At 61.7% G+C, this 25,412-nt stretch carries 25 protein-coding genes; 6 read left to right on the top strand and 19 right to left on the bottom strand.

Annotation, left to right across the window (positions count from 1 at the left end):
- Positions 1–51: 51 nt before the first annotated feature.
- The 13 genes from def to pyrR form a co-directional block, all read right to left on the bottom strand.
- Positions 52–561 (bottom strand): peptide deformylase, encoded by a 510-nt coding sequence (def, locus tag HMPREF2604_RS10710; RefSeq protein WP_070524315.1) that lies wholly within the window; start codon positions 559–561, stop codon positions 52–54.
- Between the two features lie 152 nt (positions 562–713).
- A complete protein-coding gene (locus tag HMPREF2604_RS10715) occupies positions 714–2,756 on the bottom strand; it encodes a primosomal protein N' (protein WP_070565351.1) in 2,043 nt (680 codons plus the stop codon).
- Between the two features lie 11 nt (positions 2,757–2,767).
- Positions 2,768–3,991, bottom strand: coding sequence for a methionine adenosyltransferase (gene metK / locus HMPREF2604_RS10720; protein WP_070565353.1), 1,224 nt, complete (start codon positions 3,989–3,991; stop codon positions 2,768–2,770).
- Positions 3,992–4,106: 115 nt separating this feature from the next.
- The gene (gene coaBC / locus HMPREF2604_RS10725) at positions 4,107–5,327 is read right to left on the bottom strand and encodes a bifunctional phosphopantothenoylcysteine decarboxylase/phosphopantothenate--cysteine ligase CoaBC (protein ID WP_070533083.1); all 1,221 of its coding nucleotides are present in this window, start codon (positions 5,325–5,327) and stop codon (positions 4,107–4,109) included.
- A gap of 214 nt (positions 5,328–5,541) precedes the next feature.
- A complete protein-coding gene (rpoZ, locus tag HMPREF2604_RS10730) occupies positions 5,542–5,844 on the bottom strand; it encodes a DNA-directed RNA polymerase subunit omega (protein ID WP_070524322.1) in 303 nt (100 codons plus the stop codon).
- A gap of 38 nt (positions 5,845–5,882) precedes the next feature.
- Positions 5,883–6,452 carry a guanylate kinase gene (gene gmk / locus HMPREF2604_RS10735; RefSeq protein ID WP_070524324.1) on the bottom strand — a complete coding sequence of 190 codons (570 nt, stop codon included), beginning with the start codon at positions 6,450–6,452 and terminating at the stop codon, positions 5,883–5,885.
- Positions 6,453–6,460: 8 nt separating this feature from the next.
- Complete coding sequence (gene mihF / locus HMPREF2604_RS10740; RefSeq protein WP_010186801.1) at positions 6,461–6,781, bottom strand: integration host factor, actinobacterial type; 321 nt, start codon at positions 6,779–6,781, stop codon at positions 6,461–6,463.
- A 270-nt stretch (positions 6,782–7,051) separates the two neighbouring features.
- The gene (pyrF, locus tag HMPREF2604_RS10745; protein WP_070524326.1) at positions 7,052–7,900 is read right to left on the bottom strand and encodes an orotidine-5'-phosphate decarboxylase; all 849 of its coding nucleotides are present in this window, start codon (positions 7,898–7,900) and stop codon (positions 7,052–7,054) included.
- Entirely contained in the window at positions 7,884–11,225 is a 3,342-nt protein-coding gene (gene carB, locus HMPREF2604_RS10750; protein ID WP_070524328.1) for a carbamoyl-phosphate synthase large subunit, read from the bottom strand. The genes pyrF and carB overlap by 17 nt, the downstream gene beginning before the upstream one ends.
- Positions 11,226–11,255: 30 nt before the next feature.
- Positions 11,256–12,419: a glutamine-hydrolyzing carbamoyl-phosphate synthase small subunit gene (gene carA / locus HMPREF2604_RS10755; protein WP_070524331.1), complete on the bottom strand. Its 1,164-nt coding sequence runs from the start codon at positions 12,417–12,419 to the stop codon at positions 11,256–11,258.
- Positions 12,420–12,522: 103 nt separating this feature from the next.
- A complete protein-coding gene (locus HMPREF2604_RS10760) occupies positions 12,523–13,881 on the bottom strand; it encodes a dihydroorotase (protein WP_070524335.1) in 1,359 nt (452 codons plus the stop codon).
- 44 nt (positions 13,882–13,925) lie between these two features.
- Complete coding sequence (locus HMPREF2604_RS10765) at positions 13,926–14,897, bottom strand: aspartate carbamoyltransferase catalytic subunit (protein WP_070524337.1); 972 nt, start codon at positions 14,895–14,897, stop codon at positions 13,926–13,928.
- Entirely contained in the window at positions 14,898–15,488 is a 591-nt protein-coding gene (gene pyrR, locus HMPREF2604_RS10770; protein WP_070524339.1) for a bifunctional pyr operon transcriptional regulator/uracil phosphoribosyltransferase PyrR, read from the bottom strand.
- A gap of 161 nt (positions 15,489–15,649) precedes the next feature.
- Between pyrR and HMPREF2604_RS10775 the strand changes: the two genes are divergently transcribed.
- The 6 genes from HMPREF2604_RS10775 to HMPREF2604_RS10795 are packed head-to-tail and all read left to right on the top strand — an operon-like array spanning position 15,650 to position 19,153.
- Positions 15,650–17,047, top strand: coding sequence for a TIGR01777 family oxidoreductase (locus HMPREF2604_RS10775; protein ID WP_070524342.1), 1,398 nt, complete (start codon positions 15,650–15,652; stop codon positions 17,045–17,047).
- Between the two features lie 35 nt (positions 17,048–17,082).
- Complete coding sequence (locus HMPREF2604_RS10780; protein WP_070524343.1) at positions 17,083–17,598, top strand: YbjN domain-containing protein; 516 nt, start codon at positions 17,083–17,085, stop codon at positions 17,596–17,598.
- A complete protein-coding gene (locus tag HMPREF2604_RS10785) occupies positions 17,591–18,112 on the top strand; it encodes a YbjN domain-containing protein (RefSeq protein WP_070524347.1) in 522 nt (173 codons plus the stop codon). The genes HMPREF2604_RS10780 and HMPREF2604_RS10785 overlap by 8 nt, the downstream gene beginning before the upstream one ends.
- A complete protein-coding gene (locus tag HMPREF2604_RS14380; protein ID WP_246818421.1) occupies positions 18,109–18,321 on the top strand; it encodes a hypothetical protein in 213 nt (70 codons plus the stop codon). The genes HMPREF2604_RS10785 and HMPREF2604_RS14380 overlap by 4 nt, the downstream gene beginning before the upstream one ends.
- Complete coding sequence (locus HMPREF2604_RS10790) at positions 18,285–18,626, top strand: hypothetical protein (RefSeq protein ID WP_246818422.1); 342 nt, start codon at positions 18,285–18,287, stop codon at positions 18,624–18,626. The genes HMPREF2604_RS14380 and HMPREF2604_RS10790 overlap by 37 nt, the downstream gene beginning before the upstream one ends.
- Positions 18,623–19,153, top strand: a complete 531-nt coding sequence (locus tag HMPREF2604_RS10795) for a hypothetical protein (protein ID WP_070524349.1) — start codon at positions 18,623–18,625, stop codon at positions 19,151–19,153. The genes HMPREF2604_RS10790 and HMPREF2604_RS10795 overlap by 4 nt, the downstream gene beginning before the upstream one ends.
- Positions 19,154–19,156: 3 nt before the next feature.
- Here the strand turns inward: HMPREF2604_RS10795 and HMPREF2604_RS10800 are convergent, their stop codons facing one another.
- Genes HMPREF2604_RS10800 through HMPREF2604_RS10825 form a run of 6 tightly spaced genes read right to left on the bottom strand, consistent with a single transcriptional unit; the run spans position 19,157 to position 25,407 of the window.
- Positions 19,157–20,011 carry a PPK2 family polyphosphate kinase gene (locus HMPREF2604_RS10800; protein WP_070524352.1) on the bottom strand — a complete coding sequence of 285 codons (855 nt, stop codon included), beginning with the start codon at positions 20,009–20,011 and terminating at the stop codon, positions 19,157–19,159.
- Positions 20,012–20,035: 24 nt separating this feature from the next.
- Complete coding sequence (locus HMPREF2604_RS10805) at positions 20,036–20,791, bottom strand: sulfite exporter TauE/SafE family protein (RefSeq protein ID WP_070524354.1); 756 nt, start codon at positions 20,789–20,791, stop codon at positions 20,036–20,038.
- A gap of 6 nt (positions 20,792–20,797) precedes the next feature.
- Positions 20,798–21,274, bottom strand: a complete 477-nt coding sequence (gene coaD / locus HMPREF2604_RS10810) for a pantetheine-phosphate adenylyltransferase (protein ID WP_070524357.1) — start codon at positions 21,272–21,274, stop codon at positions 20,798–20,800.
- 2 nt (positions 21,275–21,276) lie between these two features.
- Complete coding sequence (gene rsmD, locus HMPREF2604_RS10815; RefSeq protein ID WP_070524359.1) at positions 21,277–21,879, bottom strand: 16S rRNA (guanine(966)-N(2))-methyltransferase RsmD; 603 nt, start codon at positions 21,877–21,879, stop codon at positions 21,277–21,279.
- A gap of 42 nt (positions 21,880–21,921) precedes the next feature.
- Positions 21,922–24,018: an ATP-dependent DNA helicase RecG gene (locus HMPREF2604_RS10820; RefSeq protein WP_070524361.1), complete on the bottom strand. Its 2,097-nt coding sequence runs from the start codon at positions 24,016–24,018 to the stop codon at positions 21,922–21,924.
- Positions 24,019–24,021: 3 nt separating this feature from the next.
- Complete coding sequence (locus HMPREF2604_RS10825) at positions 24,022–25,407, bottom strand: DAK2 domain-containing protein (protein ID WP_070524363.1); 1,386 nt, start codon at positions 25,405–25,407, stop codon at positions 24,022–24,024.
- Positions 25,408–25,412: the final 5 nt, after the last annotated feature.

A 25,412-nucleotide genomic window follows, 5' to 3' on the forward strand; every position in this document is an offset into this window, starting at 1 on the left:
TCTAATGTTCAAAAATGAATCTGCTGTACTGCTGATTAAGCAGGGCTACGGCTATGCGTTGAACCACTCCGATTGGCGGATGGTTTTCATAGAGTCCTTCCGAAGCTCATCGCTCAGACGCTGCAAGAACAAGATCCCATCCAAGTGGTCCGTCTCGTGTTGGATACAACGCGCCATCAGCCCAGAGGCAAGCATGGAAATCGGGCGGCCGTGTGGGTCGAATCCGCGCAGAAGTACGGTAGAAAAGCGTTCAGTGGGCTGAGAAATGCCGGGGATGGACAAGCAACCTTCGGTCCCCAACTGCATGTCCTGGCCCACCGCTTCCCATACCGGGTTAATGACGGCACCGCGCAAACCATGCTGATAATGCGAGCAATCGAAGACAAAGATGCGTTTGGTCACACCGATCTGGTTGGCCGCTAAACCTACTCCCCCTGCGGCTTCCATTGTCTCCAGCATGTCCTGAGCTAAGCGTTCCAATGATGGCCCGAACTCGGTGATTTCCTCAGCTCTGGTGGTGAGGACCGGGTCGCCGTAGAGACGAACCTCTCGCACGGTCATAGTGGTACTCCTCGTGGTTGACGGTGTGGCACGTCGTGCGGGGGTTGTCGGCCTTGGCATTCCTTGCCTGCCCAGGGCCCTCCGCGCTCCTGCACCGAGAATAGTTCACCTTCCGCGGGAGGCGCTCGACAGGGGTGGAAAGGAGCGCAGCGTTAACCGATGTTTATCGGATCCACGGCGATACGCAGAGGCAAGACATCCTTGCGAGCGCTGCGCAAGGAATTGGCTGTGCGCAAGGCCTGGCCCAGCAGGGACCTCGGGCCCAGCGGGGTTCGAATTAGCAGACGCTGTGGTTCGCCGCCGCGCTCATGATCGTATTCACCCGGCAAGCTCACGCCAGGCGGCAACGGTACGGGCCCGAGAAGCTCCGCATGCTCCGGCAGTTCCGCTAACTCTAGGAATGCATCGAGGGAGGCGTCGGCCCCGTCGATCGCCGCCATATGCACCGCGGGTGGAAAGCGAACCTCGCGGCGCGCCTGCAACTCGGCCGCTGCGGCGCCCACCATGTCCCACCGACTAAAGAAGCCCACAAGCGGCAGCTGTTCATCCGCGGCGACGATAACGACACCACCCTCTTTGGCTGGCGCTACGAGGGTGGCCGCCGCGGCCCATGTGGCCAACGTGTCCTCCGTGGCGCGCAGATCCTGGCGGCCGAGCAACGCCCCGGTTTCCACAAGGAGCGCAGCCCCGTACATCCCGCTTTTCGCTACGCGCGGCTCCGCGCCGGGTGTCGCGATGACGAGCGCCGGTGCGTCTGGGATTTCATCTACGACGGTGGATCCACCGGATTGAATCACGCGTGTATTGGGAAAGGCCCGGCCCATCTCTTCCGCAGTGCGCTCGGAGCCCAACACGATGGCGCGCAACCGCGGTGAGCCGCACTCCGAACAGCGGTAATGCGCGTCAACGCGCCCGCACCACCGACACGTGGGCAGCGCCGCAGAATCGGTCGACTCGTGCTTCGAGCCGCGAGCGGAAGGCAGACCTAAGGGGCCGTTGCAATGACGACACCGCGCAGGAGATGCGCACTGCCCACAGGCGAGGATTGGGGCGTAGCCCTTGCGCGGGACTTGAACAAGGACGGGCTCGCCGCGGTCGAGGGCTGCGCGCGTGGCTTGGAAGGCGGAGCCGCTTACCGACGTCGTGCCTCCCCGCATATGGCGGGCCACGTTGACGCCATACGCACCCACCGCAACAATCTCGGGGCGCCTATCTTCCAGTGTGTTGGCGGCGGGTAGAAGATCGTGGGCCCACCCCGATTCAACGAGCAGTTGGGCTTCCGCGGTGCGGGCGTGGCCGGCGAGGATAAGGCTGCAACCTTCCTGCGCGGAGCGTGTGCTCAGCACTTCCCTGGAGTGAACATAGGGCTTGAGGTTGTCAACCAGGCTATCGTCGCCATCGTTGAGTAGGACGGCCAATTGGAGGCCCTTGACCGGGGCAAAGGCGGCGGAGCGCGTCCCGATGACGATTCGAGCTTGACCTGTCAGCGCCGATAGATAGCGGCGATAGCGTGCCTGGGGGCCGGTGCTGTGCGCGAGCACCGTGATTTGTTTGGCAGAGACGTGGCGGCGAAAAGCCTCCTCGAGCTGATCCAAGTCCTTCTGGTCGGGTACGACCATGAGCACGCCGCCGCCTTGGAGCGCCACACTGGTGCCCAGCGCTGCCAGCGCGCTTGCCCAATCCTCCCCCGGCGCTATCTGCCATGCTGCTCGCGCGATATGGCCCGACAGCACTGAGTCCACGAAGGACTCACCATGCTGGTACCCGGACCACGCAGAAAGATCCGGGTGCTCCGCTGTGCCTAATTCTTCCCACGGTGTATCGACATCCGCTTCCTCAGCCTTCGCATGACGCGCCGGGATAGCGGCGCGAATGATATCGGAGCGCACGCCGCCATAGCGGGCCGCAAGGGATTCGATGAGCGCCGACATTTCCGGCGAGTACACCGCAAAGGGGGAAATGACGCGATCGATAAAGCGAAGTGATCCAGCGAAGTCGGAATCGCTGGCGCGGGAGAGCAGGATGGCGTCGACCAGCCGGCCATTGAAGCGAATACGCACGCGTACGCCTGGCTGGGCGGCCTGCGAATCCGATTCATCGATGAGGTAGTCGAATTCGCGGTCCAGGTGCGCTACCCCCAACAAAGGCAACACCCGCGCGACCGGTTGCTGGGCGGCGGGTGTCTTCTTGGGCATAGCGCCCGATTCTACAGGCCGGCGGCGCGGCGCAAGTCGACAGCCCGCGAGGTGTCCTCCCACGGAAGGTCAACATCGGTACGGCCAAAGTGACCGTAGGCCGCAGTTTGACGGTAGATCGGGCGCTGCAGGTTTAGCTCGCGGATAATGGCGGCGGGGCGCAGATCAAAAACCTTGTCCACCGCAGCCTGAATGTCGGCATCGCTCAAACCGGGTTGAGCAGTGCCGAAGGTTTCGACATAGAGACCAACGGGCTTTGCGCGGCCAATAGCGTATGCAACCTGCACTTCGGCGCGATCGGCCAGACCGGCGGCCACGATGTTCTTAGCTACCCAACGCATAGCGTAGGCGGCTGAGCGGTCCACCTTGCTCGGGTCTTTGCCGGAGAAGGCACCACCACCGTGGCGAGCCATGCCGCCGTAGGTATCGACGATGATCTTGCGCCCAGTCAGGCCTGCATCACTCATTGGCCCGCCAAGAATGAAGGAACCAGAGGGGTTGATGAGGAGCTCGGTGTCTTCGGTGTAGTACTTGCTCAGGTTCGCATCGTTGACGACCCACTCGACGACATGGGTGCGAAGCTGCTCCGCGAGCCAGTCCTGGGTCACCTCCGGATCATGCTGGGTGGAGATGACAATCGTCTCTAAGCGAGTCGGCACATCGTCCTCGTCATATGCAAAGGTGACCTGGGTCTTGCCATCTGGGCGCAGGGAAGGAACGATGCCTTCCTTGCGGACCTGGGTGAGGCGCCGCGAAAGGTGGTGTGCCGTAGAGATCGGCAGCGGCATGAATTCTGGAGTCTCATTCGTTGCGTAGCCGAACATGAGGCCCTGGTCGCCAGCGCCATATTGATCGTCATCCTCAAACTGGCCCGAGCGAACCTCGGTTGAGGCGTCCACTCCGGCACCAATCTCTTGGGATTGCTCACCAATGGCTACGTTGACTCCACAAGTGTGGCCGTCAAATCCCACGTCGGAGGAGGTAAACCCGATCTCCACGAGGGTCTTGCGTACAATCTGCGGGATCTCCACATACCCGGAGGTACGCACCTCACCCACAACGTGAACTTGACCCGTGGTGACAAGAGTCTCCACGGCGACGTGTGCGTTTGGGTCTTCCTTAAGGAGGGCGTCAAGAATGGCGTCCGAGATAGCGTCACAAATCTTATCCGGGTGACCTTCTGTCACGGATTCGCTGGTAAAAAGACGTACCGCCTGAACAGCTGTTTCAGTCACAAATCTTCCTTAAACTAGTTCTGCGCGCCGTGGGCAAGGCAGCGCCTATCCCACGTCCCGGCTAATAACACCGCCCCATCGTAGACCAAGCGGTCTACAGCTGCAAGAACGAGCGCTACCTTTCCAGAATTTCATTCACCACGTTAAGTATTTGGGCGGCTACAACCTGTTTCGACCCCGGTTCAACCTCCACCGGATCAGCACCCTTCCGAAGGATCCACCCTGCACTCGTTGGCTGTCCGAAGACCTTGCCCTCCCCAACCTCGTTGGCCATGAGTACATCGCACCCCTTCTTCAAGAATTTTTGCTGGGCGTACTCGAGCACGGTCGTGTGTGCATCCCCGGTCTCCGCTGCAAAACCGACGATGATGGCATCGCGCTTCAAGTCCCCATTCTCGCGGCGTTCGACCAACCCCTTGAGGATATCCGGGTTTTCCACCAGCTCGAGATGAGCTAAGTCCTCGTCAGCGGCCCCCTTCTTCATCTTGGAGTCCGCGACGGAAGCCGGCCGATAGTCTGAAACAGCTGCAGCCATGATGACGATATCCGCATCCACTGCTTCAGCGTTGATTGCCTTGTGCATATCGCGCGTAGAAGTCACCCGCACAACGGAGGCGCCTGATGGAATCGGAAGCGCGTCAGTATTCCCGGCAACGATAGTTACATCTGCACCGCGCTGCGCGGCTACTTCTCCCAAGGCAAAGCCCTGTCGACCAGAGGAACGATTGCCCAGATACCGCACCGGATCTAAGTTCTCCTGCGTTCCCCCGGCAGAAATCACGACCTTTAGCCCGTGCCAATCATGATCTACGCGGTGGCCAGCCATAATCGTGCGGGCAAACTCCGCTATCTGCCCCGGTTCCGGCAAGCGGCCTGCGCCGGAATCAACGCCGGTGAGCCGCCCATGGGCCGGTCCCATCACGATAACGCCGCGACGACGCAATGTCGCCACGTTGTCTTGCGTCGCGGGATTGAGCCACATCTCCGTGTGCATAGCTGGGGCAATGATGACAGGACACGTAGCAACCAGCACAGAGGCGCTCAGCAGATCATCGGCGCGGCCACAAGCCAGCCGAGCGATCAAGTCAGCGGTAGCTGGGGCGATGACGACGGCATCGGCCTGCTGCCCCAGCGCGACATGCTGCACCTCATCAACAGCATCGAAAACGGTAGTCGAGACCGGATGCCCTGACAGGGCCTCGAAGGTGGCTGCACCGACGAAATTTAACGCGGCTTCTGTAGGAATCACGCGGACATCATCGCCGTGCTCCGTGAAGTCCCGAATCAGATGACACGCTTTATAGGCGGCGATTCCGCCAGCCACACCGACAAGGATGCGACGCGGCTGCGTGGTTCCGCCTGCACCCGGTGAAGCCGCCTCTGCGGGAGCCGAGGCAGTGCTGCTCTCTGGACTATCTGGGGTTTGCTGTACATCCTTCACTCGGACGATAGTACCCAAGACACAACAAACCCACCCAAGCGCCTCAAGCGACACTAGGGTGGGTCTATTTCGGAATACGCGCTAGGCTGCTGCCTTCACGGGGCGAAGGCTAGTTGCCTTCCTCGTGGTCCAGCAGGCCGGCGTCGATCTCGCGCAGTGCGATGGACAGCGGCTTCTCGCCCGGCTCCGGGGTCACCAGCGGTCCGACGAACTCGAAGACGCCTTCGTCCTGTTCCTTGTAGTAGCTGTTGATCTGACGTGCGCGCTTAGCGGCGAAGATCACCAGGGCGTACTTAGACGAGACCTTGCCCAGCAGCTCATCGATAGGCGGGTCAGTGATACCCGTCGGCGGATCGAATACTGGCTCCGGCTTTGCGGCCTCAGAATTGGCAGGTGTGGTCACGTTGGTCACATGCACCTTTACTGTTGGTAGATGGTCAAAATCGTGGTCTATCCACGCAGGATAGCACTAATTGCAGCAACGGCCTCATCGAGATTGTCATTGACAACGATGTGGTCGAACTCTTTTTGCGCGGCAAGTTCCGTTTCTGCGGTGTGCAAACGGCGGTCAATCACATCCTGTGGCTCGGTACCGCGCCCAGTCAGGCGCTCCACCAAAACCTCCCAGGACGGTGGGGCCAGAAACACGGTTTCCGCCTCCGGCATCGCCGCCTTCACGTTGCGGGCGCCTGCAAGATCAACCTCCACCAACACTGGGCGACCAGCCAACATCGCTTCCCTAACGGGTTGAGCCGGCGTACCAGAACGCTGCAAACCACCGTGGATCTCTGCCCATTCGAGCATGTCTCCGGCGTCTATGTGTTCCTGGAAAGCCTCCGGGGAGACAAAGAAGTAGTCCACCCCATCAGACTCGCCGGGGCGGGGTTGGCGCGTCGTCATCGAGACGCTGAAGTAAAGGTTGTCTACATCATCGCGCAGGCGCGAAACCACAGTGGACTTACCCACAGCGGACGGCCCGGCCAGAACGACCAGGCGCCCGCGTGCAGTTTCGTCAGCCATTGCGCTAATTACTCGCCGTAGCCGAAACGCTCGAGCAGGGCGCGGCGCTGACGGTCACCCAGGCCACGCAGGCGGCGGGTCTGAGCAATCTCCAGGTCCTCCATGATTTCCTTAGCCTTGACCTTGCCAACCTTCGGCAGAGCCTCGAGAAGCGCGGAGACCTTGGTCTTACCGATGATCTCATCGGTCTCGGCTTTCTCCAGAACTTCCTGCAGGTTGGTCTCGCCGCGCTTCAGCGCAGCCTTGAGCTCAGCGCGAGCCTTGCGAGCCTCAGCGGCCTTTGCGAGAGCTTCTTTGCGCTGCTCATCTGTCAACTTGGGAAGGGCCACGGGTTTCCTCCGATTTCATTAGTACGAACATTGTCATCTGATGGCTAACACCAGAATCTCGGCTCACGGTGGGAAGATTTCCCCAGCGCGGGGTAGCTTTTGCTACCGCCGCGAACCGACTTCTGGCAATCCTAGCACTGGTCTGTACGCGATGACGTAACCCGGCCCCTTTCTACTAAAGGTTCCTGCACGTCAACGCACATGCCTTAAACAAAATACCAGGTAAACGGCGCGCCTGTTAATCCAGCGCGCCGTTTGAGACCGAGCTCTTTAGTCTCGGAATTCAGCAGCCGTATCAATTACGGCTTTGCGCAGGTCAGCAACGTCTGGACCTGCCGAAAGGATGGCTCGAGAGACGTTGGCAAAGCCCAGCTCGGGTGCCGCGGAGGTGAGTTGCCTAACATCAGCTGGAGTCGCGCCCTGCGCGCCCACGCCCGGAAGAAGAACCGGACCATGTAAAAGGTCTAATACCGGCGGCGCGTCGAGTGTCGCACCGACAACCACTCCGAGCGCTCCCACAGCGTCATCCGTGGCCATTGCCGCGACATTGCGCTGTCCGAGTTCATCAACGACGCGCTGCGCGACGCTGCGGCCATCGACGCTCAGCGATTGCAACGCTACGGCCTCCGGGTTGGAGGTCGCCGCAAGGACGAAGACACCAGCACGGGTCTTTTCCGCAATATCGAAGACAGGACTCAACGCTCCCACACCGAGGTAAGGCGATACCGTCACCGCGTCCGCGCGCAACGGCGAGTCCTCCCCCAGCCAGGCCTCGGCATAACCAGCCATGGTGGAGCCGATATCGCCGCGTTTAGCATCGGCCAGACTCAGGCAGCCTTGCTCGCGCAGCGCCGCCAGGACCTCTTCGAGGACGGCGAAACCGCGCGAACCACAGCGCTCAAAGAACGCCACTTGCGGTTTGACTACAGCTGCCGTATCGGCGAATGCCTCTACGCAACGCATACTGAAGGTGCGCAGTCCGTCGACATCGACTGACAGGCCCCACGCCTCCAGGAGGTGTGGGTGTGGGTCAATACCTACGCACAGACGCCCTCGTTGCCTACCCGCGGCGACAAGGCGATCGCCAAAGGTAGGTGCAGCATTAGTTGACTGGGTCATGCTTGAGCTCCTGCAGCGCGCGTACCTTAAGATCGCCCTGGCGCAGCGCCTCGATGCCCTGCACCGCCGCGGTAACGCCCTGGACGGTCGTCACCAGCGGAACCCCGACGGATACTGCCGCGGCGCGAATGTCATAGCCGTCGTGGCGTGCACCGGCGGAACCGGCCGGGGTGTTGAGGATGAGGTCGACCTTGCCTGCCAGGATGGCGTCGACGATGGACTCTTGTCCCTCCTCAGCCTCGGAGACCTTGACTGCCACCTCGCACTCCACGCCATTGCGACGCAGCATCTGCGCGGTGCCTGCCGTGGCGACGATGGTGTAGCCCATGTAGGCCAGGCGCTGAATCGGGAAGATCAGCGTGCGCTTGTCGCGGTTGGCCACGGACACGAAGACCGTGCCCTCCGTCGGCAGCTCGCCGAAGGCGGCCATCTCACCTTTGGCATAGGCTGCGCCGAAGTTGTCGGCCAAGCCCATGACCTCACCGGTGGACTTCATCTCCGGAGAGAGCAGCGTGTCAAGCAGCTGACCGTCCGGGCGGCGGAAGCGGTTGAACGGCAGCACGGCTTCCTTAACCGCAATCGGGTGCTCAATGGGCAGGGAGCCGCCGTCATAGGTGGACGGGATGATTCCCTCATCCTTGAGCTGCGCGATGGACGCGCCGAGCATGACGCGCGCTGCGGCCTTAGCCATCGGTACACCGGTGGCCTTGGACACGAACGGCACCGTGCGAGACGCGCGCGGGTTGGCCTCAATGACGTAGAGGGTGTCGTCCTTAAGCGCGTACTGGACATTCATCAGGCCCTTGACGCCGATACCGTGCGCTAGACGACGCGTCGACTCCCGCACCTTTTCAATATCCTCCGGGCCGAGGGTCATCGGCGGCAAGGCGCAAGAGGAGTCGCCGGAGTGGATACCCGCCTCCTCGATGTGCTCCATGACTCCGCCGAGGTAGACCTCCTCGCCGTCGCACAGCGCATCGACGTCGATCTCGATGGCGTTGTCGAGGAAGCGGTCCACCAACACCGGGTGATCCGAGGTGATCTCGGTGGCGCGCTCGATGTAGTCACGCAGGGAGTCTTCGTCATAGACAATCTCCATGCCGCGGCCGCCCAGCACGTAGGACGGGCGGACCAGCACTGGGTAGCCGATGCTCGCGGCGACCTCGCGGGCCTCATCGAAGGAGGTGGCGGTACCGAAGTCCGGTGCTGGAAGCTCGGCAGCGGCAAGCACCTTACCGAACTCGCCGCGGTCTTCCGCCAGGTCGATGGCGGCGGCAGAGGTTCCGACGACCGGAACGCCCGCGGCGGTCAGGCGCTCGGCCAAGCCCAACGGAGTCTGCCCGCCCAGCTGGACGATGACACCGGCAACCTCACCACAGGCGGCCTCTGCGTGGTAGACCTCCATGACATCTTCGAAGGTCAAGGGCTCGAAGTAGAGGCGGTCTGCAGTGTCGTAGTCCGTCGATACGGTCTCCGGGTTGCAGTTGACCATGACCGTCTCATAGCCCTCGCGGGAGAGCTCCAGCGCGGCATGCACGCAGGAGTAGTCAAACTCAATGCCTTGACCGATGCGGTTCGGGCCGGAGCCCAAGATGATGACCTTGCCCTTGGTCTTTTCGGAGCTGGCTCGAACCTCGGATTCCGCGTTCGGATCCATCTCGTAGGTGCTGTAGTGGTAAGGGGTTTGAGCCTCGAACTCGCCCGCACAGGTATCAACGGTCTTGTAGACCGGGCGAATACCCAGGGACCAGCGCAGGGAACGCACGCCATCCTCACCGGCGAACTCCGGACGAAGCGCGGCAATCTGGGCATCTGAGAGGCCAAAGACCTTGGCGCGGCGCAACAACTGCGCGTCGAGCACTGGGGCGTTCTCGAGCTCCTCGCGGAACTGCACGAGTGCTTCGAGCTCCGCCAAGAACCACGGGTCCAGGTGGGAGTGCTCGTGGAGCTGCTCAACGGTAGCACCCAAACGCAGCGCCAGCTCGATGTCGTACATACGGCCCTCGGTCGGGCGCTCTAGATCCTTGAGCACGGCGTCGAGGTCGGTGGCGCGCTCACCGGCGAAGTACTCATCCGGCTTGGTCCAGAAGCCAGAAGGCTTGCCTTCCAGCGAGCGCATGACCTTATTGAGGCCGGAGATGTAGTTGCGGCCAATGCCCATGGCCTCGCCCACAGACTTCATCGTGGTGGTCAGGGTGTCATCGGCGCCCGGGAACTTCTCGAAGGCAAAGCGAGGGGCCTTGACGATGACGTAGTCCAGCGTGGGCTCGAAGGCGGCCGGGGTCACGCCGGTGATGTCGTTGCGCACCTCGTCCAGGGTGTAGCCGATAGCCAGCTTGGCGGCCAGCTTGGCAATCGGGAAGCCGGTGGCCTTGGAGGCCAGCGCCGAAGAGCGGGACACACGCGGATTCATCTCGATGGTGATGATGCGGCCGTCATCCGGGTTTACAGCGAACTGGATATTGCAGCCGCCGGTGTCGACGCCGACCTCGCGGATGATGGCGATACCCTGGTCGCGCATCTTCTGGTACTCGCGGTCAGTCAAGGTCAAGGCCGGGGCCACGGTGACGGAGTCACCGGTGTGGACGCCAAGGGCGTCGACGTTCTCGATGGAGGCGATGACCACGACGTTATCGTCACCATCGCGCATGAGCTCGAGCTCGAACTCCTTCCAGCCCAGGATGGACTCCTCGATGAGGACGTTCGCTTCCGGCGAGGCGGCCAGGCCGCCGCCGGCGATACGGTCGAGGTCCTCCTCGTTGAAGGCCAGACCAGAGCCCAGACCGCCCATCGTAAACGATGGGCGTACAACGACCGGGAGGCCGAGCTCGGCGACGGTCTCGTGGACCTCTTCCATGGTGTGGCACACGCGGGAGCGCGCGGATTCGCCGCCGATGGAGGCCACGATGTCCTTGAACTTCTGGCGGTCCTCGCCGCGCTCGATGGCGTCGATATCGGCACCGATGAGCTCGATATCGTACTTCTTCAGGATGCCCAGGCGGTCCAGCTGTACGGCGGCGTTGAGGGCGGTCTGGCCACCGAGGGTTGCCAGGACGGCGTCGATAGGATTGCCCTCTTCTTTTTCCTTCTGGAAGATCTTCTCGATGAACTCGGGTTCGATGGGTTCCACGTAGGTGTGGTCTGCGAACTCCGGGTCGGTCATAATCGTTGCCGGGTTGGAATTGACCAGCGTGACGCGCAGGCCTTCCTCCTTGAGCACGCGGCAGGCCTGGGTGCCGGAGTAATCGAACTCACAGGCCTGGCCAATAACGATCGGGCCGGAGCCGATAACCAGGACGTGATTGATGTCGTTGCGCTTTGGCATTAGTTTCTTCTTCCTCTTCCTGGTTGCGTTCTACTTGTTCGGGGACTTCTCAGTCATGAGCTCGATGAACTGGTCAAAGAGCGGGTTAGCATCGTGCGGACCGGCGGCGGACTCGGGGTGGTACTGCACGGAGTAGGCCATGCCGTTCTTGAGCGCTACGCCCTCGATGGTGTTGTCGTTGAGGCAGGTGTGGGACACAACTGCCGGGCCGAAGTCAGTATCGAACTCCTCGCCCGCCGGGTTCTCCTTGCCCGAAGGGCTGGCCAGGGCGAAGCCGTGGTTCTGGGAGGTGATGTCGATCTTGCCGGTGAGCTGGTTGCGCACCGGGACGTTGATGCCGCGGTGGCCGAACTTCAGCTTGTAGGTGTCCATACCCAGCGCGCGGCCGAGGATTTGGTTGCCAAAGCAGATGCCAAAGAAGGGGTACTTGGCAGCAAGGATATCGCGCACGATGCCCACCATGGTATCGGCGGTAGCCGGGTCGCCCGGACCGTTGGAGACAAACACGCCATCCGGGTTGTACTGCTTGATCTTCTCGAAGGGGGTGTTGGCTGGAACCACGATGGTCTCGATGCCGCGCTCGGCGAAATTCTTCGGGGTTGCGGTCTTAACACCCATGTCATAGGCCACGACGGTGAAGCGCTTCTCCCCTACAGCTGGGAAGGTGTAGACCTCATCGGTCGAGACTTCTTCGGACAGGTCAAGACCTGCCATGGATGGCTGATTCTTGACCTCAGCGATGAGCTCCTCGACGTCCCGCTCAGCTGCCTCGCCGGAGAAGATACCGGCCTTGATGGAACCGTGGTTACGCAGGTGACGCACCAGGGTACGGGTATCAATTCCGCCGATGCCGATGATTCCCTGCTTCTCCATCTCCTCCGGCAGGGAACGGGCGGCGCGCCAGTTGGAAACACGGCGGGCAAGGTCACGGATAACCAGGCCGGCAACCCAAATCTGGTCGCCGTGGGACTCGCTGTCCTCATCGTTCCAGCCGGTGTTACCAATCTGGGGCGCGGAGGCCACGACGATCTGACGGTGATAAGACGGGTCAGTCATGGTCTCTTGGTAGCCAGTCATGGCGGTAGTAAAGACGGCCTCGCCCAGGGTTGTGCCCGTGGCACCGAAGCCGAAGCCACGGAAAGTGCGGCCATCGGCGAGGACCAAGATGGCGGGAGTGGTGCTAGTGGAAGTCACTGTGCGTTAAACCTTTCAGTGAATTTGTCGGTGAAGGGTTGGTTGTGTTGGCTATGAGCGTTGGGTACTCGGGTTGAGCAACTCTGACTCTCGATTATCCCGATTATTCGTCTGCCTCGTCACCACTTTCAGCAGAGAGGTCGTAGGTCACCGCGCCGCGCAGGATGGTGTAGGTAACGCGCGCGCCAAACTCCTCCCCCTCATAGGGGTTGTTCTCCGACTTCGAGGCCAGGCGAGTGGAATCTGATACCCACTCATGTTCCGGATCAACGATGGTGAGGTTGGCCGGCTCGCCGACCGCAATCGGGCGACCATGGCCGGGCAGGCGGGTAATCTCCGCCGGACGCTCCGACATGACGCGAGCAACGAAGCGCCAATCCGCCAGACCGGTGGCGACAAAGAGCTTGGCGATGACCGCCAGGGAGGATTCAAGTCCCAACATGCCCGGCTTGGCGTGCTCGAACTCGACACACTTGTCTTCGCTGCCGTGCGGGGCGTGGTCCGTTGCCACGACGTCGATAAGCCCGTCGAGCAATGCCTGGCGCAGGGCCAGGGTGTCGGATTCCTCGCGCAGCGGTGGGTTGACGCGGAAGACGCCGTCGTAGGTCACCAGCTTGTCATCGGTCAGCAAAAGGTGGTGCGGGGTCACCTCAGCAGTCAGCGGAATCCCCTGTTCCTTGGCCCACTTGAGCAGCTCGACTGTGCCCTTCGTCGAAGCGTGGCAGATGTGCATGCGGTTGCCGTAGTCACGCGCGAGCAGTGCGTCGCGCGCCACGATCGATTCCTCAGCCACGCGCGGCCAGCCGCGCAGACCGAGGCGGGCGGCAACCTCGCCCTCATGGGCACTCGCGCCTTCGGTCATCCGGTGATCCTCCGCGTGCTGGGCCAGCAGGACGTCGAGCCCCTTGGCGTATTCCAAGGCACGGCGCATGAGCTGCGGGTCTTGGACACACTTGCCGTCGTCGGAGAACATGCGCACCTTGGCATCCGAGCGGGCCATCATGCCGAACTCGGTCAGCGTTTTACCCTCCAAGCCCTTCGTGATGGAGCCAACCGGATGGACGTCGCACAAACCGCGCGCCTGTCCCTTGGCCCAAACGGACTCCGCGATGATCGGCTGGTCCGTGACCGGGGAGGTATTCGCCATGGTGAACACGGCAGTAAACCCTCCCTTGGCGGCGGCCCGCGAGCCGGTCTCGATGGTTTCTGTGTCCTCGCGGCCTGGCTCACGCAGGTGGACGTGCATGTCCACCAGGCCCGGCAGCAGCACGTTGCCGCCCCCGTCGATGGTGCGGTCGACGCCTTCCGCTGGGGTGATGTCGGTGGCGCCGATCGCCTCGATGACGCCATCCTTGATCAGGATGTTAGTGGGTTCCCCTTCCCCATAGGGGCGAACATTGGTGATGAGCAAGGTGCCCGCCGCGGGAGCAGAGAGCACGCCGGTGTCTGGATAAGTAGTCATGGTTTCTGAAAAGCTCTCCTCGTTGATTTATGAGATAACTCGTTTTAGATACCGGCGTTCTCGCCGTTGGTGAGCAGCGTAAAGAGGGTGGCCATGCGCACGTGGACACCGTTGTGGACCTGCTGGAGCACCGCGGTGTTGTCATAGTCAGCCACCGCGTAGTTGATTTCCATGCCGCGGACCATGGGGCCCGGGTGCATGATGATGGCGTCCTTCTTCATGGCAGCAGCGCGGTCCTTGGACATCCCGTAAAGAGCTGCATACTCGCGGTGCGAGGGGAAGAAGCCGCCGTTCATACGCTCTGCTTGGACGCGCAGCATCATGACGACATCAGCCTTGGCCACCTCGGAGTCGAAGTCATGGGAGACGCGCACCGGCCAGGTGTCGACGCCAAAGGGCAGCAGCGTCGGCGGAGCGACAAGCGTAACCTCAGCGCCCAACGTCGACAGCAGGTCCACGTTGGAGCGCACGACGCGGGAGTGCAGGCAGTCACCGACGATGGTGACGTTCAGGCCCTCGAAGCCGGTGCCAGAGGCGGAGCGATCCGTACCAAGGTGTAGGCGCTGGCGCATCGTGACGGCGTCGAGAAGCGCCTGCGTGGGGTGCTGGTGGGCACCATCGCCGGCGTTAATCACGCTCGGTCCCTGTCCTCCCGGTGCTACCCAACCGGCCAGCTGCTGCGCCGCGCCGGAGGAAGGATGGCGGATGATGATGGCATCGGCGCCGATGGAGGTCAGCGTCAGCCCAGTGTCCTTGAGGGACTCGCCCTTCTTCACCGAGGACGTCGAGGCAGACAGGTTGATGACATCCGCCGACATCCACTTTCCCGCCGTTTCAAAGGAAGAGCGAGTACGGGTGGAGTTCTCATAGAACAACGTAAACACGGTTCGCCCGCGCAGAGTCGGCAGCTTCTTAACTTCGCGGCCGTCCAAGGCTTCCCGGAAACGGTCGGCCTCATCCATGAGCCCGAGGATTTCCTCGGCGCTGTGGTCGGCGATATTGATGAGGTGCTTCATTTATGCCTCCTTGCCGGGCTGTGCAGTGAAGCGGGTAAGAATGACGGCATCCCGGCCGTCGATGTCGGCGTTGTAGACGGTGACGTCCTCGTCGCGCGCAGTGGGGATATTCTTGCCCACGTAATCGGCGCGGATAGGCACCTGGCGGTGTCCGCGGTCCACGAGGACGGCAAGTTGGATGATGTCGGGGCGCCCGATATCTGCCAGGGCATCTAACGCAGCGCGGATGGTGCGGCCGGAATACAGCACATCATCAACAAGGATGACCGTGGCGCCGTTGATACCACCGGCTGGGACTGTGGTGGGCTGCAATGCCCGGTGCGGGCGGGCATATAGATCGTCGCGATACAACGTGATGTCAAGGGAGCCCCAGGGAACCTCCACCCCGGAGAATTCCTCAATCTTTTCGGCAAGGCGTTGCGCTAAAGGCACGCCACCAGAGGGAATGCCTAAGAGCAGGACCCGAGGAGATTCACTCGAATCAAGCGCCGTTTTCTCAATGATCTGGTGCGCGATGCGTGCGACAGTACGCGCGACGTCTTTCGAGCTCAGCAGCTCGTTGGACTCCGCGTGGGTGCCGGTTTCACTCATCGTGACCTCCTTCCCCGCCTCACGGTGCGGTCTTTAAAGGATGTCGGACAATGGTTAATAGGACTTGTCTATGCTTGAAAGCCAGCACCAACCATAGCACTCTTCATCCGTGCTGTATACGCCCTCGCACCCCCGAATTTTCTGAGGCAGGTCCATAGACAGTGAGTTTTACTACCCAGCACGTTGTTCCAGCCCCGCGCGAAGAGGTATGGCAATGGCACACCCGCCCCGGGGCGCTCGCCCGCCTCACCGCGCCATTTGGATTCATGTCTCCCCTGCAGCAGGCAGAGTCACTGGCCGACGGAACATCGGTCTTGAGCTTGCCTGGCGGCCTGAAATGGGTTGCCCGGCATGATTTGAGTAGGTACCAGCCGCGGCGTTCCTTTGCGGATGTGTGCATCAACGCCCCCTTCCGTTCGCTGGCCAACTGGCGCCATGAACACCTCTTTGAGGATCACCCGGAAGGCACGCTCATCACCGACAAGGTGGACACACGCATTCCCACGGGTGCGGTGGAGTCGGTCTTTGCCTACCGCCAGCAACAGCTCATCGAAGACTTTCGCTTTGCCCAACGGCTCGGTGAGCTCAACGCCGAGCCCCGCACTATAGCGATTACGGGAACACACGGGACGGTTGGCGCTGCTGTAGCCTCGCAACTCGGCACCTTGGGTCATACCGTCGTGCCTCTAGTGCGCTCCTCCCCGGGCGCCGGCGAACGCTTGTGGCGCCCAAACATTCCCGCCAAGGATTTATTGGAGGGAATCGATGTTCTCATCCACCTAGCCGGGGAGCCAATCTTCGGTCGTTTTAACACCGCTCACAAGGAGGCGATCCGGGATTCGCGCGTGGGCCCCACTCACCTGTTGGCCCAGCTTGTAGCCCAGACACCGTCCGTGTCAGCGATGGTCTGCGCCTCCGCCATCGGCATCTACGGTCCGGACCGGGGCGACGAGGATCTCACCGAAGAATCGGAGCGTGGGGATGGTTTCCTCGCCGACGTCGTGGGGGCGTGGGAGGAGGCCTGCGCGCCGGCGCGCGAGGCGGGAAAGCGCGTGGTGAACCTGCGCACCGGCATAGTGCAATCAGCCAACGCGGGTATCCTCCCGCTGCTACGTGCATTGTTTTCTACTGGACTCGGCGGCGCGTTCGGCAAGGGCACCATGTGGAATAGCTGGGTTGCACAGGACGATCTTTCAGACATGTTTGTCCGCGCCGCACTCGACCCAGAGTCGCAGGGCGCGATCAACGGGGTCTCCCCGCAGCCGGTGCTCAACCGAGACTATGTCGACGCCCTCGGCGCCCTGCTCCACCGTCCCACCTTCATCCCCATTCCCAGCGTCGGGCCCGCCCTGCTGCTGGGTAAGGAAGGCGCACGCGAGCTCGCACTGGCTAACCAGAAGGTGGTGCCCAGCCGGCTGGAGAATCTGGGCCACGTCTTCCGCTACCCAGAGCTAAAACCAGCGCTTGCCCACGAACTCGGCGGCGAACAGCTCGTCGATGCCCCCACCTGCGCACCCGAGGAGGACGGCTCCGGTAGTGTCGGGGCCGGAAAAGATTAAGAAATATGTAGCAAGTAGCAAAGTGAGTAGAAGAATTGACGGACACCACTAATCACGACGACACGCAGCAGCGCCAGCTGCAGCCCGACACCCCCATCGAGGAGGTCACCCTCGAGCGCATCGCGGAGATCTTTGAGTCAGAGAACTTGGAGTACCGCATCGAAGAGCAAAAGACCCAGGACGGCCAGACGGTCAACCTTCTGCGCACCGGTTTCTCCAACGCCGCCATTGCCTTCCAGCTCGTTGGCTCCTCACTCATCGTCGATTCCGTGTGGCGCGGCTCGGTCCCCGCCTCTGAGGGACCTGCGCTCCTCATGCACATCAACGCGTGGAACCAGGACCATTTCACCCCGACTTTCCGCTTCTTCGAGGCGCCCGACAACGCCCTGGCGGTGTCTGGTGCGCGTGATCTCGACGTGACACATGGCGCCTCCCGCAACCAGCTTGGCGCGTTCGTCATGTCTACCTTGGATGCCGTGTTGCAGTCCTTCGAGTGGATTGAACAGCAGTACCCGCAGCTCGTTACCTGGAAGGAGCACAACCATGACTAATCCGACAACCACCGCCGCCGAAGACCCGCACGCACTGCCGGAGGTCACCCTCGACCGCATCATCGAGGCGATGAAGACCTTCGACATCGAACTCGAGCCAGTCACCGGCCGCGACGATGCCGCCACTGCAAACCTCAACGGTCTGCCCTGCATGTTCGCCGTGTTGGAGAGCGTTGCCATCGTGCGCTGTGATGTGCCGACGGACGTCAACTACGCCAAGGCTGATGCAGGCCTTTTCCTGGCGGCCAACCAGATCAACTCCGTGGCCATGGGTGCCCGCGCGGTGATCGCGGACTTCGACGGCATGCTCCTCGTTCGCACTGAGGCCGACCTTCCGTGCGCGGCCGGGATGACCGACGAACAACTCGCAGCCGCACTGCGCGCCTCCGTGGACGGCGTCATCAACGCCCAGAACGCCATGGTCGCCGCCGCCGAAGAAATGGCCAAGCTCGGGTCCGAGTCCGCCGCGCAGGCAGGCGAGGGATCCGAGGACGCCCAGGGTGAACAGCAGTGACCGATCTCCACGTGGTTGAGCCGGTCACCATCGACCGGTTGGCGCAGTTGTGCGAGCTTATCGACGCCGACTATGCCCTCGTCGAGGCAGCACCGGAAGCCACCGAGGACGCTGACACTGGCGACACCGCATCCGCGCGGCGCGTGCTGCAGACCGGTGTCCCCATATCGCTGTGCACTGTGACCTCGACGCCGAGGGCGACGTGTTGAGCGCCTTCGCTTCCTGGGAAGGCACGCTTCCCGCGCACTTGGAGCAGGACGTGGCTGCCGCCGTGGCGGAGCTGAACTGGGCTAGCGTTGCACCGACGTTGAGTTACCTCATGGAAGAGGATGCAAAGGGAAACGAGGAAATCCACCTAGGCGCCAACCGCGCGATGGCTGTGGGCGAAGGCCTCTCCTTGGCCCAGCTGGGCCACTTCCTGCTGAGCTCGCTCGCCAGCTTCGCGGAAATCTTCGATATCGTGGCGCAGCGCTTCCCGCAGGCAGTCACCTGGGATAAGGAGGAGCAAGCATGAGCCACAACTCGACAACGAACCAGAATGCATCCGTAGGTTCCGATCCCTTCGATATCATGTCCGGCTCACCACTGCCCGCCGTGAGCCGGGATCGCGTGCTCACCGCGCTGAACAGCACCGAACTGGACATGGCGGCCACTGCGCACCCGGAGGATGCGACTGCCGCAGTTGCCCGCCTCAACGATCTGGACTGGGTCATCACCGTGGAAGAGGGCCTCGTGCGCATCGAGTGCGTACTCTCCACGCAGCTCAACGCCGACATGCTCCCCATCTTCCACGTCCTGTGCAATGAGTTCAATGCAGGCGCATTCGATGGGCGCGCGCTCGTCGGGCTGGTCGAGGATGAGGTGGAGCTGCGCGGTGACGCCTGCTTCGTCACCACTGCCGGACTGAACGAAGACCAGCTCTTCCACGCGCTTAACGTGGGCGTCATCAATGCCCAAGAAGCTCTGCTCTCTGTTCTCGATACCTTCAACGCCGCGGCCCGTGAACTTGCCCGCGACGTCGATGACGCAGAAAGCGACTAGCTCTTAGTCGGCGTCCTTAATGCGCTGGCGCTCTACTTCCGGATCAAAGTCGGGCGCTGGCCATTCCAGGTCCAGGTGGCGTAGGAGATCCACGATGAGGAACTTCAGCGCCATCCGGGCATACTTTTTATTATCGGTGGGGATGACGTACCAGGGTGCGTAGTTTTCATCTGTGCGCCGAATGGCATCCTGATAGGCCGCCATGTAGTCATCCCAATAGGCCCGCTCTTCCACATCGGAAGGGTCAAATTTCCAGAACTTGTCCTCCCGTTCCGTGCGCTCCAGTAGGTTCTTCTTCTGCGCGTCCTTGGACAGGTGCAAGAAGACCTTGATGACCTTGACGCCCTTCGCCGTCAGATCCAGCTCATAGTCGCGGATGGCTTCGATGCGTCGGTCCACTTCTTCTTCATCGACCCACTCGTGTACGCGTTGGATGAGGACATCCTCGTAGTGTGAGCGGTCAAAGGCCACGATTTGCCCCGGCTGTGGGTCGTGTTTACGGATGCGCCACAAGAAGTCGTGTTCTAGTTCCTCCTCGGTGGGCTTGCCAAAGCTCACGGTCGTGGTTCCCTGAGGGTCAAAGGTGCTCAACACGTGGCGGATAGCCCCGCCCTTGCCCGAGGTATCCATGCCCTGCAAGACAATGAGTACCGCCGGGGCGTCCTCACCATAGCTGCGGCCATTGGCAAAAAGCCGCTCTTGGAGTTCATACAGCTCATCATCGTACTTGGAGAAACGAGCGGCGAGCTCCTCCTTATCGCCGTCAAAACCGGGCGTTGCCGAAGCATCGACCGAATCAATCTGAAAATTCTTGCCAGCGCGCAGGGACAGTGCGTCCTCAATCTTGAATTTCGCCATGGTCCCACCCTACCCAGGCGCTGTCTAAGCACCCAGAGTGAACAAGCCTCGCAGTAGTGCGCTCAACGCACCCAAGCCGGCGAGCGAAAGCGAGAGCTTGTGCGCCTTATCGCGCGAGACCCGTCCGGCAATCTTCTTTCCTAAAAAGATGCCAACGCACATGCCAATTACCCCACAGGGCCACACCAGCCAGTGCAGTCCCTCGAAGCCTCCAGAACCCAAGAAGGATTTCGTTAGCACCGAGGACAATCCGCCGATAAAGAAACAGGGCTGCAAGGTTGGCGCGAGGACTTCCTTCGGCCACCGTGCTGCCTGCGCATACACCGTGATGACAGGGCCGGCCACGCCGGCGAGCGTGTTGGTGAACCCGCCCAAAATGCCCGCGGAAATGGCCGGGCCCGTACCGCGCATCTCCGGGACGAACTTTCGCCCGAAGACCACCACACCCAACGCGATCAACAAGGCCGCGCCAACGAGTACCAACAATGCTGCGGTATCAATACGCGCGATGAGCAGGGCTGCCGGGATTGAGCCGAGGATCATGAAGGGGCCGATGCGCAGCCACTTTCCCCAATCCACGTTCTCACGCATCGAATAGGTCGTGAGAACAGCGTTAAGGCAGGCCAAAACATTGATGACCATAATGCCTTCCACCGGGCCGAGGAAGAGGGTCAGGATTGGTCCACCAATGAGGCCAAGGCCCATGCCGGACACTCGTTGCAGGCAGGAGCCAGCTAGAACTGTGAAGAGAACAACGAGCGGTATTGCCAGTACAGACATGTCCCCTTAGCCTCGGTAGCGTTCCATGACAGCAGCAGCCACATGCTCCGGGAACATACCCTTGACGTCGCCTCCGTAGTGTGCCACCTGCTTGCATAGCGAGGAGGAAATGTAGCCATACTTCTCATCCGTCAGCAAGAAGACTGTATCGATACCGGAAAGGCGCCGGTTCATCTGCGCCATGGGCAGCTCGTATTCATAGTCCAAGGAGGAGCGAAGGCCCTTCACAATTGTGTCTATGCCATGCGCGCTGGTGTAGTCCACGAGCAGACCGCCCCACCAGTCCACCTCGATTTCCGGGGCGACGGTACGGCGAATCAAATCCACGCGCTCCTCCACGCTGAACAACCCGGAAGGCTTGTCTGGGTTGCCCGTCACCAGCACCGTGACCTTGTCAAAGAGCTCGCTCGCACGGTTAAACACGTCAACGTGCCCTAGCGTGATGGGATCGAAAGAGCCGGGGCATACGGCGTGGGTCGGCATGGCTAGTCCTCCTGGTTGTCGGTGTGATTGGTGTCCGAGGTCTCCGCGTCGCGGTGATAAATCGCCATATCAAAACGCGCGATACCGAAGGTCCGCTTCTTGAGCTTCTGACCGGTGGGCTCGAAACCTTCCGGCCATTGTGTCTGGGGCGAATCTACATGGCGCTCGATGACAACTATCGCGGCATCATCCAGCACCGGCTCGATCGCAGCGAGAAGTCCGTCGACGTCATCGAAGCTATACGGCGGATCCGCGAGCACCATGTCGAAGTAGCCGCGCGGTGCGGTGGCCAGGTAGGAGGAGGCATTCATTTCTCGTACCTCGACGCGCGGGTGCTTGACCACCCCAATGTTGTGGCGGATGACCTTTACGGCCGCGGCGTTGTTCTCCACGAGGACGACTTCTTCGGCACCGCGGCTGGCCGCCTCCAGCCCCAGCGCACCGGAACCCGCAAACAGATCCAGCACGCGGGCATCAATGAAACCCCAACGCACGTTCAGTGATGAGAAAAGGCCCTCACGGGCACGGTCGGACGTGGGCCTCGTCCCGGCTTCGGGCACCTTGATGGTGCGCCCGCGGGCCTCCCCGGCGATGATTCTGGTCATGGCTTCTACCCTATCTCCCCTGTCCCAGCCGCGGAGACTCCCCTAGTTCTTCTCCAAAAATCCCTGCTCATCGGCGCTCAGATTGTGCGTCAACTGCTCCGCCAGGTCAGGATTGCGCTCAACCAATGCGGCGGCATCGGCATGCGTGCGCTCGATGATGTCCCTGTCATAAACAAGGTCGAGCAATTTGAGCGTGCGCTTCGTGCCGGATTGGAGTGTTCCTAAGATGTCGCCTTCGTGGCGTTGCGTGAGATCCAATTCGGCAAGGTCAAAGCCGGACGGCGTATCCGCAATGGCTTTGATGCGCCGAAAGGACTTGCTGTCTGGCTCGGCCAGCGTATGCAGCAAACACACGGATTCGTTTCCCCCGCGGCCCACGCGCCCGCGCAGCTGATGTAACTGCGAAACTCCAAAATTCTCCGATTCACGGATGAGCATGACGGTGGCGTTGGGCACATCGACGCCGACCTCGATGACCGTGGTGGCCACGAGGACGTCAATCTCCCCGCGGGCGAATCGCTCCATCACCTCATCCTTATCGGGCATCTTGCCGTGGAGCATCTCCACTCGAAGCCCGCGAAAAGGTAGGTTGCGCAATTGCAAAGACATGGTTTCCACCCCGCCCTCGCCTTCAATTCGCGGGCAGACGATATAGGCCTGGTGGCCTTTGCTCACCTCTTCGCGAATGCGCTCGATGGCGCGGCGCACCCATTCCGGTTTCCATTCAGGCACCACCGCGGAAAGGATGGGTTTGCGCCCACCGGGAAGCTCCTTGAGCGTCGAGACTGCCAGGTCACCGAAGACGGTCATGGCAATGGTGCGCGGAATGGGGGTTGCTGTCATCACCAGCACGTGCGGGCTGATGCCCTCACGCGTCTTGGTGCGCAGACTATCGCGCTGCTCCACGCCGAAACGGTGTTGCTCATCCACGATGACCAGGCCAAGATCGAAAAACTCTACGCTGTCCTGGATGATGGCGTGGGTGCCGATGACGATATCGGCCTCACCAGAAACAATCTCCAGCAGCGCCTTGCGCTTCTCCGCCGTCTTCATCGACCCTGTCAAGACCGTAACGGTGACACCATCCGGAACGCTGGCGCTTATCGACGCCCCATGCTGCGCCGCCAGCACCTCCGTCGGCGCCAGGAGCGCGGCCTGCTTGCCGGCGTCTACCGCTTGCAGCATGGCGCACGTGGCAACGAGCGTTTTCCCCGAACCCACCTCGCCTTGCAGCAGTCGCATCATGGGCGCGGTGCCGCAGAGATCAGCATCGATTTCGGCGATGACGCGGCGTTGGCCGTCGGTTAGCGCAAAGGGCAGCTCAGAAAGCAGCTCATCGCGGTAGCCCTCCAGAATGGCTGGCATTGGGGTTGCCGTGCGCGCCTTGACGTCGCGCTGACGAAGGGCCATGACCAATCCGATCGACAAGGCCTCGTTGTATTTCAGACGCTGGATGGCGCGTTCCGGCCCGCTGTCTCCCGGTTCGTGGATTTCGCGCACTGCCTGATCGAGCGTCACCATCATCCGATAGTCCAGCGGCTCCGGAATAGGCGGGGTGTGTTCGAGGACCTTGTGGATGGCACCCATGATGTACCACGACGTCACCTTCCCGCTGGCCGGGTAGACGGGGATCCATTCACGTTGCAAGAAGGTGTCTAGTGAACCGAACTGGGAGAGCTTCTTGAGCGAGCCTGTCCCCTGCCCGGTTGCGCTATCCAGCAGGGACTCCTGATAGCGGCCGGGATCAAGGATGAGGAAGTCGGGGTGCTGCAGGCTGGGATATCCGCGAAAGTACTTCAGCTTGCCGGAGAGCATGACGCGCATACCTCGGCCCAGCACGCGCTGGACGTAGTGCGCGTTAAAGAAGGAGGCTTGGACTCCGTTATCCATGTAGAGGATAAACACCATGGCTTTAGAGGTGTGCTTGACGCGGGCCTCCTCGATGACGCCGGTGATGGTGACGTGATCTCCGTCCTCGGCACCGCCGAGGCCCACGTCCTTGTTGTGGCGGATATAGTCACGCGGATAATGGCTAAGCAGCTCCCCGCACGTGGTGTAGCCGAAGGCGCGCTTGAACGCCGCGGCATCCTTCTTTGCCAGTACTTCCGTCAGCGCCCGATCGTCTTGCCATCCCAGCATGGTCTACTCCACCCCGATCTCCGTGCGCAATCCGGGAACTCGAAGCACAACGACGTCGACACCAAGAATCTGCGTCAACTCTTCAGCATCGATGTCACAGCCGGACAACACAGTGATTTGTTCGCCCCCATAGGCCAACTGGGTGCGGCATGCCGCGATGATGCCGTCGAAGCTTTCTGTTTCCGGATGAGCCACCCGCATAGAACGCGCGGCATCGGACATAGCGGCCACTACTTCGGCCGAACGAGAGGGGTTGGGCGAATACACCGATAGCGCAGCGAGCCCGGCCACGATGGAGCCAGTTGGTATGACTGTCGCCCTGCCTGGATCCCCACCGCACCCGTTGGGCAGGAAAAGATCGCCTACCGCAGCATTCTCTAGATCCTCGCCGGGCCCAATTGCTCGCGCCCCAGCCTTCTCAAATAGCTCCCGTGCGGCACCTTCGGGCACCGCAGCAAAAATGCGCCGCTGCGGGCTCTCGCCCTCGCTGTGCTTCGTGGCGCACGCCCCCGCCTCTGCGGGCGGCAGCGCTTCGAGCCGCAGGTTGCTGACCTTTCCCAGGCCGTAAGCCTTTTCGATCACCGTGCCGGCCTCAGAACTATGGATGTGAACGCTGGCAGAGGTGTCCGTCGCCCGCGCGATGACAAGGCTATTGCCCAGCGGGGCCAAGGTTTGTTCAACCTCAGCGAGGTTTCCCTCGAAGAAGAAGACGGCTTCGATCTCTGCGAGCTCCTCAGGTTTCTCTGGCGCCGAAACGCTCAACGGCTGGTTGGCGGGTTCTTCACCGGTGACCTGTGCAAGCAGGCACTCCAGCAGAATCACGAAGCCGGTACCGCCGGCATCCACGACACCCGCCTCGCGCAGCGCGGGCAGTTGCGACGGAGTCTGCGCCAAGGCCTGCCGTGCGGCGTCTAACGCCGCAACCAGGATGCCGTGCAGCTGGGCACCGGGCTGCCCGGCGGCCTCACTGGCAGCGGCCGCTGCAGCGCGCAAAACGGTGATGATGGTGCCTTCTACTGGGGCGGCAAGCGCGCGATCGACCAACGTGACAGCCAGCGTCAAAGCATCAGCGAGGACCGCGCCATCCACGCGCGAGTCCGTTGTGGCATCGGCAACGCCACGCAGCACCTGCGAGAGCACCATCCCCGAGTTGCCGCGGGCACCGCGCACCGAGCCGATGGCCAATGCTTCGGCGACGTCCGCCTCACCCTTATCGGCCTCCGCCAAGGCGGACTCCATGGTGTGCGCCATGTTGGATCCCGTGTCCGAATCGGGCACCGGGAAAACGTTGAGGGCATTGATTTCAGCGCGGCGGCGCTGCAGCTCCTCCACGGTTCGTGCGGCCCACTCGTGCAAGCCACGAGCATCCAACTCGGCGGGATATGACATGGTGG

Source organism: Corynebacterium sp. HMSC055A01 (genome assembly GCF_001809405.1).
Taxonomy (GTDB): Bacteria; Actinomycetota; Actinomycetes; order Mycobacteriales; family Mycobacteriaceae; genus Corynebacterium; species Corynebacterium hesseae.